The following is an 11,840-nucleotide window of genomic DNA, read 5'->3' as shown; positions in this document are numbered from 1 at the left end:
CTCATGAGCACCAACACCAGCTACCTGATCCGCGGCGCCAAGCCGCTGGGCAACCAGGAAACCGACATCCTCATCCACGAGGGCACCATCGCCGCCCTGGGCGCCGACGCCGCCACCCACCCGGCCGCAGCGCACGCCACGGTCATCGAGGCCGCCGGCCAGATCGCCCTGCCGGGCATGGTCGATTTGCACACCCACCTGCGCGAACCGGGCCGCGAAGACGCCGAGACCGTGGAGACCGGCACCCGGGCCGCGGCGCTGGGCGGATTCACCGCCGTGCACGCCATGGCCAACTCCAACCCCGTGGCGGACACCGCCGGGGTCGTCGAGCAGGTCTGGTCGCTGGGCAGGCGCTCGGGCTGGGTCGACGTGCGCCCGGTCGGCGCGGTCACCGTCGGGCTGGCCGGCACGCAGATGTCCGAGATCGGCGCGATGGCCGACTCCCGCGCCCAGGTCCGCGTCTTCTCTGACGACGGCATCTGCGTCTTCGACCCGCTGCTGATGCGCCGCGCGCTGGAATACGTGAAGGCCTTCGACGGCGTCGTCGCCCAGCACGCCCAGGAGCCGCGCCTGACCGAGGGCGCCCAGATGAACGAGGGGGAGGTCTCCGCGGTCCTCGGACTGGCCGGCTGGCCCGCCGTCGCCGAGGAATCGATCATCGCCCGCGACGTGCTGTTGGCCGAACACGTCGGGTCCCGCCTGCACATCTGCCACGTCTCCACCGCCGGTTCCGTGGAGATCATCCGCTGGGCCAAGTCCCGCGGCGTGAACGTCACCGCCGAGGTCACCCCGCACCACCTGCTGCTCACCGACGAACTGGTGCAAAGCTACGACCCGGTCTACAAGGTCAACCCGCCGCTGCGCCGCGCGGCCGACGTGGCGGCGCTGCGCGCCGGCCTGGCCGACGGCACCATCGACATCATCGGCACCGACCACGCCCCGCACCCCTCCGAGGCCAAGGAATGCGAGTGGGCGGCGGCGGCCATGGGCATGACCGGGCTGGAAACCGCGCTCTCGGTGGTGCAGCACACCATGGTCGAGACCGGCATGATCACCTGGGCCGACTTCGCCCGCATCACCTCCACCGCCCCGGCGGCCATCGGCCGCGTCGCGGACCAGGGCCGCGAACTGGCCGTGGGCGAACCGGCGAACATCACGCTGGTGGACGCCGATGCCCGCTGGATCGTGGACCCGTTCGCGATGGCCACCAAGGGGCGGAACTCGCCGTTCAAGGGCCTGGAGCTGCCGGGCAAGGTCACCGCCGTGTTCTTCCACGGGCACCCCACGGTGCTGGGCGGCAAGCTGGCCACCCCGCGCGTCTCCGAGGCCTTCTAGATGGGCCAGTACACCGGCGCCATCCTGATCACCCTGGCGGTCATCGTGCTGGTGGTGGCGCTGATCCTGCTGGGCTGGCGCAACCGCCTGCGCCGGCAATCCGACGTGCCGGCCCCGCCGCGGATCCCGCTGGACGCCGCCGGGGACCCGGAGCTGGGCGACTTCATCGGGGAACCGGCGCAGGGCGTGTACGTGTGCACCACCACCGCCGGGGACTGGCTGGACCGCATCGCCGCCCACCGCCTGGGCATCCGCACCAACGCCGACCTCTCCATCCACCCCGAGGGCGTGCTGCTGGCCCGCCACGGCGCCCCCGACGTGTTCATCCCCGCCGCCGCCATCACCGGGACGACCCGCTCCAGCGGCATGGCCGGGAAATTCGTGGAGAAGGACGGCCTGCTGGTCATCGGCTGGATGCTGGGCACCATGGCCGTGGACACCGGGTTCCGCCCGCGCTACCACGCAGAACTCCCCGGGATCCTGGCGCGCATCGCCGCGCTGGGCACTGCCGGAACAGACAACAACGAAGAACCACCCGCCGAAACAAAGGAAAACCAGTGACAGCAGTACAGGGAACCGAGCAAGCCCTCTTGGTGCTCGAAGACGGACGGGTTTTCCGCGGCCGTAGCTACGGCGCCATCGGAACCGCCTTGGGCGAAGCGGTCTTCTCCACCGGCATGTCCGGCTACCAGGAGACCCTCACCGACCCCTCCTACGCGCGCCAGATCATCGTGCAGACCTTCCCGCACATCGGCAACACCGGCGTGAACGACGAGGACGCCGAGTCCTCCCGCATCTGGGCCGCCGGCTACGTGGTCCGCGAGGCCGCCCGCATCCCCTCGAACTGGCGCGCCCAGCGCACCCTCGACGAGGACCTCGTTGCCGGCGGCATCGTCGGCATCCAGCAGGTGGACACCCGCGCCCTGACCCGCCACCTGCGCGACCGCGGCGCCATGAAGTCGGGCATCTTCTCCGGGGACGCCGCCAAGGCCCCCGTGGAGGAACTTGTGAAGGCGGTCAACGCCCAGCCGTCCATGGAGGGCGCCAACCTCTCCGAGCTGGTTTCCACCAAGGAGGCCTACACCGTGGAGCCGGCCGACCACGGCTACACCGGCGAGGTCCGGTACACCGTCGCGGCCATCGACCTGGGCATCAAGGCGATGACCCCGCAGCGCTTCGCCGAGCGCGGGGTGCGCGTCCACGTGCTCCCGCACGACGCAAGCTTCGAGGACGTCACCGCCACCGGCGCCCACGGCGTGTTCTTCTCCAACGGCCCCGGCGACCCGGCCACCGCCAACGTGCAGGTGGACCTGGTCCGCCAGGTGCTCGAGGCGAGGATCCCGTACTTCGGCATCTGCTTCGGCAACCAGATCCTGGGCCGCGCCCTGGGCTACGGCACCTACAAGCTGCGCTTCGGGCACCGCGGTATCAACCAGCCGGTGCTGGACAAGGCCACCGGCAAGGTGGAGATCACCAGCCAGAACCACGGCTTCGCCGTCGACGCCCCCCGCGAGGGCGCCGCAAACGCCCCGCTGGAGCGCTTCGGCCGCGTCGAGGTGTCCCACATCTCGCTGAACGATTCCGTCGTCGAGGGCCTGAACTGCCTGGACCTGCCGGCCTTCTCGGTGCAGTACCACCCCGAGGCCGCCTCCGGGCCGCACGATGCATCCCACCTGTTCGACAGGTTCATCACCAACATGGCAGCGGCCAAGAACGCCGCCGCAACCACCGCAGATTCCACCCAGGGAGAGAAGTAATGCCGAAGCGCGAAGACCTCAAGTCGGTCCTGGTCATCGGCTCCGGGCCGATCGTCATTGGCCAGGCAGCCGAGTTCGACTACTCCGGCACCCAGGCACTGCGGGTGCTCAAGGAGGAGGGCCTGCGGGTCATCCTGGTCAACTCCAACCCCGCCACCATCATGACCGACCCGGAGTTCGCCGACGCCACCTACGTCGAGCCGATCACCCCGGAGGTCGTGGAGAAGATCATCGCCAAGGAACGCCCCGACGCGATCCTGCCGACCCTGGGCGGCCAGACCGCCCTGAACACCGCCATCGCCCTGGACAAGGCAGGCGTGCTCGAAAAGTACAACGTCGAGCTGATCGGCGCGAACATCGAGGCCATCGAGCTCGGCGAGGACCGCGAGAAATTCAAGGGCGTCGTGGAGCGCTGCGGCGCCGAGTCCGCCAAGTCCGTCATCGTGCACACCATGGAGCAGGCCTTCGCCGCCGTCGAGGAACTGAACTACCCGGTCGTGGTGCGCCCCTCCTTCACCATGGGCGGCCTCGGCTCGGGCATGGCGTACGACGCCGAGGACCTGCGCCGCATCGCCGGGCAGGGCCTGCAGTACTCGCCGACCACCGAGGTGCTCCTGGAGGAGTCGATCCTGGGTTGGAAGGAGTACGAGCTGGAAATGATGCGCGACAAGAACGACAACGTCGTGGTCATCTGCTCCATCGAGAACTTCGACCCCGTGGGCGTGCACACCGGCGACTCGATCACCGTGGCCCCGGCCATGACGCTGACCGACCGCGAGTACCAGCGCCTGCGCGACATCTCCATCGCGGTCATCCGCGAGGTGGGCGTGGACACCGGCGGCTGCAACATCCAGTTCGCCATCGAACCATCCACCGGGCGCATCGTGGTCATCGAGATGAACCCGCGCGTCTCGCGCTCCAGTGCGCTGGCCTCCAAGGCCACCGGATTCGCCATCGCGAAGATCGCCACCAAGCTCTCCCTGGGCTACACGCTGGACGAGATCCCGAACGACATCACGCTCAAGACCCCCGCGGCCTTCGAGCCGGCCCTTGACTACGTCGTGGTGAAGGTCCCGCGCTTCGCCTTCGAGAAGTTCCCGGCCGCCGACGCGACGCTGACCACCACCATGAAGTCCGTCGGCGAGGCCATGGCCATCGGCCGCAACTTCACCGAGGCCCTGCAGAAGGCCCTGCGCTCCCTGGAGCAGAAGGGGTCCGAGATCGCGTTTGACAAGCCCATGGACTTCGAGATCGAGCAGCTGCTCGAGGACTCGGTCAAGGGCTCCACGGACCGCCTGTACAACGTGCAGCGCGCCCTGCTCGGCGGCGCGTCCATCGAGCAGGTCTTCGAGAAGACCGCCATCGACCCGTGGTACCTGGACCAGCTGTCGCTGATCAACGAGACCGCCGCGATGATCCGCTCCAACCCGGATTTGAACGAGGAGGTGCTGCGCGAGGCCAAGCGCCACGGCTTCTCCGACGCGCAGATCGCCAAGCTCACGCACAAGACCGAGGCAGTGGTCCGCGGCATCCGCCACGCGCTGGGCATCCGCCCGGTGTTCAAGACCGTTGACACCTGCGCCGCCGAGTTCGAGGCCTTCACCCCGTACCACTACTCCTCCTACGACGAGGAGACCGAGGTCGCGCTGCACGAAAAGCCCTCGGTGATCATCCTGGGCTCGGGCCCGAACCGCATCGGCCAGGGCATCGAGTTCGACTACTCCTGCGTGCACGCCACCATGGCGCTGCGCAATGCCGGCTACGAGACCGTCATGGTCAACTGCAACCCGGAAACCGTCTCCACCGACTACGACGTGTCCACCCGCCTGTACTTCGAGCCGCTGACGCTCGAAGACGTGCTGGAGGTCATCCACGCGGAGGAATCCACCGGCGGGGTGCTGGGCGTGTTCGTGCAGCTCGGCGGGCAGACCCCGCTGAAGCTCGCGCAGGAGCTTGCCGACGCCGGCGTGCCGATCCTGGGCACTTCCCCGGAGGCCATCGACCTGGCCGAGCACCGCGGCGCCTTCCAGCGCGTGCTGGATGCCGGCGGGCTGATCGCCCCGAAGAACGGCACCGCGGTGTCCTTCGAGGAGGCCAAGCGCATTGCCGACGAAATCGGCTACCCGGTCCTGGTGCGCCCTAGCTACGTGCTGGGCGGCCGCGGCATGGAGATCGTGTACGACGAGGCCAACCTCGCCCGCTACATCACCAACGCCACCGAGATCACCGCCGACCACCCGGTGCTGGTTGACCGGTTCCTCGAGGACGCCATCGAGATCGACGTCGACGCGCTGTTCGACGGCACCGACCTCTACGTCGGCGGCATCATGGAGCACATCGAGGAGGCCGGCATCCACTCCGGGGACTCCGCCTGCGTGCTTCCCCCCATCACCCTGGGCCAGGACGTGCGCGACCGCGTGGTCGAAGCCACCCGCGCCATCGCCGAGGGCGTGGGCGTGCGCGGGCTGATCAACATCCAGTTCGCCCTGGCCTCCGACGTGCTCTACGTCATCGAGGCCAACCCGCGCGCCAGCCGCACCGTCCCGTTCACCTCCAAGGCCACCGGCGTGCAGCTGGCCAAGGCCGCGGCGATGATCGGGGTCGGGGTGTCCATCGCCCACCTGCGCTCGGTGCACCACCTGCTGCCGGAATCCGGCGACGGGGCCAACCTGCCCGAGGGCGCCCCGGTCTCGGTGAAGGAGGCAGTGCTTCCCTTCGCCCGCTTCCGCACCCCGGAGGGCAAGGTCGTCGACTCGCTGCTCGGCCCGGAAATGCGCTCCACCGGCGAGGTCATGGGCATCGACAAGTACTTCGACACCGCCTTCGCCAAGTCGCAGGCCGCGGCCAACTCGCCGCTGCCGACCAAGGGCAAGGTCTTCGTCTCGGTCGCCAACCGCGACAAGCGCTCGATCGTAATCCCGGTCAAGCACCTGGCCGACATCGGCTTCGAGATCGTTTCCACCGGCGGCACCGCCGAGGTGCTGCGCCGCAACGGCATCCCCTCCACCGTGGTCCGCAAGGTCCGCGAGGGCCAGGTCGAGGGCGAGTCCAACATCGTCGATTTGATCACCGACGGGGAGATCAGCCTGATCCTGAACACCCCCTCGGGCGGCGACTCGCGCGGGGACGGCTACGAGATCCGCGCCGCAGCGGTATCCGTGGGCACCCCGATCATCACCACGGTCGCCGAGTTCGGCGCCGCGATCCAGGCCATCGACGCGATGCGCCACTTCGAATGGTCGGTGACCTCGCTGCAGGAGCACGCCAAGACCCTGCGGGCCGCCGGCATCGCCGAGGCCGACGCGGCGGCCGCCGCCAAGGACGGCGCCAATGCCTAGCCCCGAGGCACGGGCCGCCGCCGCGGCCGGGCGCACCGCCTTCGGGCAGCGCCTGGCCGCGGCGATGGCCGCGCACGGTCCGCTGTGCGTGGGCATCGACCCGCACCCGTCCCTGCTGGCCGCCTGGGGCCTGGAGGACGACGTGGCGGGGCTGCGCAGCTTCTCCCTCACCGTCGTGGAGGCCCTGGCCGGGCACGTCGCGGCCCTGAAGCCGCAGGTTGCCCTGTACGAGCGCCACGGATCGCGCGGCATGGCGGTGCTGGAGGAAACCCTGGCGCTGTGCGCCGCCGGGCACGTGCTGTCGATCGCCGACGCCAAGCGCGGGGACATCGGCTCCACCATGGCCGCCTACGCGGACGCCTGGCTGGGGGAGGGCAGCCCGCTGGCCGCCGACGCGGTGACGCTGAGCCCGTACCTGGGCTACGAGTCGCTGCGCCCGGCGCTGGACCTTGCGGCGGCCACCGGCCGCGGAGTGTTCGTGCTGGGCTTGACCTCCAACCCGGAAGGCAAGACCGTGCAGCACGTCGGCGGCGCCGACTCCGTGGCCAAGGGCATCATCGGTGCCGTGGGCGCGGAGAACGCCGGGGCCACCCCGTTCGGTTCCACCGGCCTGGTCATCGGCGCCACCGTGGGTGACGCGCTGGCGGAGCTGGGCATCGACCTGGCCGCCTCCGCCGCACCCATCCTGGCCCCGGGCCTCGGCGCCCAGGGCGCGACGGGCGCGGACATGAAGGCGTCCTTCGGGGCCTTCTGGCCGCAGGTGCTGGGAACCTCGAGCCGCGACGTGCTCAAGGCCGGCCCCGACGCCGACGCCCTGCGGGCCGCCGCCGCCGCCACCCGGGATTCCCTGCTCTAGGCACGGGAAGCGAAACACCGGCAACCGGCTGCTTTCGACGCCCCCGGCGCGACCCTCAAAAGGGGTCGCGCCGGGGGCATCCTTGTCCCGCCCGGGTCGGCACCGGTGGCCCCTGGGCGACCCGCGTTGGCCCGGGCGGGCGCGATCCATGGCCAGGCTCCCGCCCCGGACGCATCGGTGCATGTGGGGCCGGGATCGGACGCGGAGCGGCAATCCCGGGATGATCTTGGTTACACCCGTGGCGCCGCTTTCCCCCCGATGACCCGAATTTTCCCGTTGTTCACGCATTTGTGGTAGCCACAGCGCGATTAACCATTGCATCGAGGCGCTCGATTGGTTATCTTCAGTTCAGGGCTGTTTGCCCTGGTGCTTGACCCTATGGATGGATTGGCGGCAAGAGGCATGGTACTGCGAGAACTCTCAGACGAGGACCGTATTCGCGCACGGGCAAAGGCGTTGGCGGCACGCACGCGACGGGCCGAGATCAAGAACCAATTCGGCGCCGGCAAGCTCAGCATCACCGACCTGTTGGAGCTGGTACCCGACGACGAGGCCATCGGCCGGCTGCGGGTCATGGACCTGCTGGAGTCCGTTCCCGGCGTCGGCGAGATCCGCGCCCACACGCTTATCGATAGACTAGGTATTTCACCCAGCCGGCGCCTGCGCGGGCTGGGGCGCAAACAGCGCATCGCATTGGTGGAACATTTCCAGCAATCGCCCCCCAAAACGAAAGAGTAACGAAGCACACCATGACGGTTAGCCCCCACCCAACGGTCACAGTCCTCGCCGGTCCCACGGCCGTAGGTAAGGGAACGATCTCGACCTACATTCGCGACAACTACCCCCAGGTGTGGCTCTCGGTGTCCGCCACCACGCGCAACCCGCGCCCCGGCGAAGTCGACGGGGTGCACTACTTCTTTGTCGGCCCCGAAAAATTCGGCGAACTGGTCGAAAACGGGGAAATGCTCGAATGGGCCGTCGTGCACGGGCAGAACAGCTACGGCACCATCCGCACCAAGGTCGAGGAGGCGGTGGCCGCGGGAAAGCGGGTGCTGTTGGAGATCGACCTGCAGGGCGCACGCCAGGTGAAGGCCAACCTGCCGGAGGCGAAATTCGTGTTCCTGGCCCCTCCCAGCTGGGACGAATTGGTGCGCCGGCTTGTGGGCCGCGGCACGGAAACGCCCGAGGAGCAGCAGCGCCGGCTGGAAACCGCTAAACTGGAGCTTGCTGCCGAATCCGAATTTGACGTGACCATCGTCAACGACGAGATTTCGCGGGCGGCTGACGAGCTGGTGACCCTCATGGGGTTGACCCCGCACGCACGCTAAAACTTTTGTGTCAGACCCGTTGACCCCTTGGTGCCGCCCGGCACCCGCGGGAGTGAGCGGGTGCAGTACTTATCGTCTTGATCCACCAACTAGTTATTTGGAGGCTTCGTGAACACGAACCTTGAAGGCATCATCAGCCCGTCCATCGACTCGCTGCTGACCACCACCGATTCGAAGTACGCACTGGTGATCAACTCCGCCAAGCGCGCACGCCAGATCAACGCGTACTACGCCCAGCTGCACGAGGGCCTGTTCGAGTACGTCGGCCCGCTGGTCGACACCCGCCTGAACGAGAAGCCGCTGTCCATCGCCCTGCGCGAGATCAACGAGGGCATGCTCAGCGTCACGAAGATCGAGGAAGTCGCCGAGTAGAAACTCGGACACAAACGATTTACGACGCGTAGGCGCCGGCGCACCCCGACACCCGACCCCTCACCGGGCGGCCCGGGCCCGGCGCCACGCACTAGCATCGGTGGTAGCAGTGAAGCGCATTGTCCTAGGTGTATCCGCAGGGATCGCCGCCTACAAGGCAGCTTTGCTGCTACGGCTGTTTAAAGAGGCGGGGCATCACGTCGATGTCATCCCCACCACCGCGTCGCTTCAGTTCGTCGGCGCCGCCACCTGGGAGGCCCTGAGCGGCAACCCGGTGCACACCTCGGTGTTCGAGGCGGTGGACACCGTCAACCACGTGCGCTTCGGCCAGGAGGCCGACCTGGTCGTCATCGCCCCGGCCACCGCCGACGTGTTGGCCCGCGCCGCCGCCGGGATGGCCAACGACCTGCTCACCGGCACGCTGCTGGCCACCGGAGCCCCGGTGGTCATGGCCCCGGCAATGCACACCGAGATGTGGGAGCACCCCGCCACGGTCGCCAACGTCGCGACGCTGCGCTCCCGCGGCGTGCACATCATCGAACCGGCCGTGGGCCGGCTCACCGGCAAGGACTCAGGCGCCGGACGGCTTCCGGACCCCGAGGAGATCTTCGCCGCCGTCTGCGGATACCTGGAAGACGAGGCGCCGTCGCGCGCCTCCGGTTCCGGTCCGCTGGCCGGGAAAATCGTCGCGATATCCGCCGGTGGCACCCGCGAGCCGCTGGACCCGGTGCGCTACCTGGGCAACCGGTCCTCGGGCCGGCAGGGCATCGCCCTGGCCAAGGCCGCCCTCGCGGCCGGGGCCACCGTCCGCTTCATCGCCGCACACATGGACCTGCCCGCGCCCGAGGGCGTGGAGCTGAGCACCGCCTCCACCGCACGGCAGCTGCAGGGCGCCGTCACCGAGGCCGCGCGCGGGGCCGACGTGCTGATCATGAGCGCCGCGGTCGCCGACTTCCGGCCCGCGGAATACGTGGACGCGAAGATCAAGAAGTCCGACGACCATGCCGACCCGGTGATCACCCTGGTCCGCAACCCCGACATCCTGGCGATGCTCATAGCGCAGCGCGCCGCGGAAGGACGCCCCGGGGACCTCCCGCAGCTGGTGGTGGGATTTGCCGCCGAAACCGGCGACGCCGAAGCCGGAGTGCTGGAATACGGGGCCGCCAAGCTGGCACGCAAGGGCTGCGAGATGCTGGTCGTCAACGAGGTCGGGGAGAACCTGACCTTCGGGACCGACGAAAACACCGTGACCATCCTCTTCGCCGACGGTGCACAGCCCGTGCACGCCTCCGGGTCCAAGGACCGGGTCGCGGCCACGGTCATCGACGCCGTCGCCGGCGCGCTGGGCGACGGGTAACCGAGGCCGGCCGGCAGGCCGCGGGGGCCGGCTGCGATCCTTCCCACACCCCGGTCCGTCATCTGCCGCCGGAACGCGTCGCACGGCGCCGCAACCGGTCACGCAGGCGGCCGCAAGCGGGCATGTGACGGGGAGGAACCGCGAATCTGACCCGGGGCCCGGTTACCGGTAGAGTGGCTGGGTGACTTTAGAATCCCCGCAGCTACGCCTCTTCACCTCCGAATCGGTTACGGAGGGCCACCCGGACAAGATCTGTGACCAGATCTCCGACGCCATCCTCGATGCCATGCTGGCCCAGGACCCCAACTCCCGGGTTGCCGTGGAGACCCTGACCACCACCGGGCTGGTGCACGTGGCCGGAGAAGTGACCACCGACGGGTACGTGGAGATCCCGGAGATCGTCCGGCGCACCATCCTGGACATCGGCTACGACTCCTCGGCCAACGGCTTCGACGGCGCGCGCTGCGGGGTCTCGGTGTCCATCGGGCAGCAGTCCCAGGAAATCTCCGACGGCGTCTTCAACTCCCTGGAGGTCCGCGAGGGCACCGCCGTGGACCCCCGCGACGCCCAGGGCGCCGGCGACCAGGGCCTGATGTTCGGCTACGCGTCCGACGAGACCGCCACGCTGATGCCCACCCCGATCCACCTGGCGCACCGGCTCTCCGAGCGCCTCACCGCCGTGCGCAAGGACGGCACGCTCTCGCTGCTGCGCCCCGACGGCAAGACCCAGGTCACCGTCGGCTACGACGGGGACACCCCGGTCTCCGTGGAAACCATCGTGGTCTCCTCCCAGCACGCCGCCGAGTTCTCCCTGGAGGACCTCAAGGACGGCCTGCTGGCCGAGGTCGTCACCCCGGTGCTCGAGGGCACCGGGCTGGACACCTCCAACACCCGCATCATCCTGAACCCCTCGGGACCGTTCATCATCGGCGGCCCGGTCGGGGACGCCGGGCTGACCGGCCGCAAGATCATCGTGGACACCTACGGCGGCTTCGCCCGCCACGGCGGCGGCGCCTTCTCCGGCAAGGACCCCTCGAAGGTCGACCGCTCGGCCGCCTACGCCATGCGCTGGGTCGCCAAGAACGTGGTGGCCGCCGGCCTGGCCCGCCGCGTCGAGGTCCAGGTCGCCTACGCCATCGGCGTGGCGCGCCCGGTGGGCCTGTACGTGGAGACCTTCGGCACCGAGACAGTGGACCCGGCGAAGATCACCGCGGCCATCAACGAGGTCTTCGACCTGCGCCCGCTGGGCATCATCGAGGACCTTGACCTGCTGCGCCCGATCTACCAGAAGACCGCCGCGCACGGCCACTTCGGCCGCGAGGATGCGGACTTCACCTGGGAGAACCTGGACCGCGTTGACGCGCTGAAGGCGTACTTCAACGCCTAGCACCGTTTCGGCCGGGACATCCGCCGGGCATCGGGTGCCGCGCCGGGCAGGGTGCGGCACCCGATGCGTTCCTGGCCGTTCCCCGGCCGCCGGGGTGTCGGCGGTAGTGT

At 69.2% G+C, this 11,840-nt stretch carries 10 protein-coding genes; all 10 read left to right on the top strand.

The genetic code is table 11. From position 1 onward, the window contains the following. The first annotated feature begins 3 nt into the window (after positions 1-3). The 10 genes from BLJ79_RS12585 to metK all read left to right on the top strand — a co-directional run bounded on the left by BLJ79_RS12585 (position 4) and on the right by metK (position 11,730). Positions 4-1,335 (top strand): dihydroorotase, encoded by a 1,332-nt coding sequence (locus tag BLJ79_RS12585; protein WP_071215088.1) that lies wholly within the window; start codon positions 4-6, stop codon positions 1,333-1,335. After that, positions 1,336-1,896 (top strand): PH-like domain-containing protein, encoded by a 561-nt coding sequence (locus BLJ79_RS12580; RefSeq protein ID WP_071215087.1) that lies wholly within the window; start codon positions 1,336-1,338, stop codon positions 1,894-1,896. It begins immediately after the preceding gene. Continuing rightward, positions 1,893-3,092, top strand: coding sequence for a glutamine-hydrolyzing carbamoyl-phosphate synthase small subunit (carA, locus tag BLJ79_RS12575; protein WP_071215086.1), 1,200 nt, complete (start codon positions 1,893-1,895; stop codon positions 3,090-3,092). The genes BLJ79_RS12580 and carA overlap by 4 nt, the downstream gene beginning before the upstream one ends. Then, complete coding sequence (gene carB, locus BLJ79_RS12570) at positions 3,092-6,430, top strand: carbamoyl-phosphate synthase large subunit (protein WP_071215085.1); 3,339 nt, start codon at positions 3,092-3,094, stop codon at positions 6,428-6,430. The genes carA and carB overlap by 1 nt, the downstream gene beginning before the upstream one ends. Continuing rightward, positions 6,423-7,286, top strand: a complete 864-nt coding sequence (gene pyrF / locus BLJ79_RS12565) for an orotidine-5'-phosphate decarboxylase (protein WP_071215084.1) — start codon at positions 6,423-6,425, stop codon at positions 7,284-7,286. The genes carB and pyrF overlap by 8 nt, the downstream gene beginning before the upstream one ends. A 333-nt stretch (positions 7,287-7,619) precedes the next feature. Continuing rightward, positions 7,620-8,024, top strand: a complete 405-nt coding sequence (gene mihF / locus BLJ79_RS12560) for an integration host factor, actinobacterial type (RefSeq protein WP_344032252.1) — start codon at positions 7,620-7,622, stop codon at positions 8,022-8,024. An 11-nt stretch (positions 8,025-8,035) separates the two neighbouring features. After that, the gene (gene gmk, locus BLJ79_RS12555) at positions 8,036-8,614 is read left to right on the top strand and encodes a guanylate kinase (RefSeq protein ID WP_071215082.1); all 579 of its coding nucleotides are present in this window, start codon (positions 8,036-8,038) and stop codon (positions 8,612-8,614) included. A gap of 108 nt (positions 8,615-8,722) precedes the next feature. Beyond that, positions 8,723-8,986 (top strand): DNA-directed RNA polymerase subunit omega, encoded by a 264-nt coding sequence (gene rpoZ / locus BLJ79_RS12550; RefSeq protein WP_071215081.1) that lies wholly within the window; start codon positions 8,723-8,725, stop codon positions 8,984-8,986. Between the two features lie 109 nt (positions 8,987-9,095). After that, entirely contained in the window at positions 9,096-10,343 is a 1,248-nt protein-coding gene (gene coaBC, locus BLJ79_RS12545; protein WP_071215080.1) for a bifunctional phosphopantothenoylcysteine decarboxylase/phosphopantothenate--cysteine ligase CoaBC, read from the top strand. 181 nt (positions 10,344-10,524) lie between these two features. Beyond that, positions 10,525-11,730: a methionine adenosyltransferase gene (metK, locus tag BLJ79_RS12540; RefSeq protein WP_071215079.1), complete on the top strand. Its 1,206-nt coding sequence runs from the start codon at positions 10,525-10,527 to the stop codon at positions 11,728-11,730. The last annotated feature ends 110 nt before the right edge of the window (positions 11,731-11,840 follow it).

The organism is Arthrobacter sp. UCD-GKA (genome assembly GCF_001863355.1).
Classification (GTDB): Bacteria; Actinomycetota; Actinomycetes; order Actinomycetales; family Micrococcaceae; genus Paeniglutamicibacter.
The sequence above is the reverse complement of the archived record's forward strand: the minus strand, read 5'-3'. Positions and strand labels throughout refer to the sequence as shown.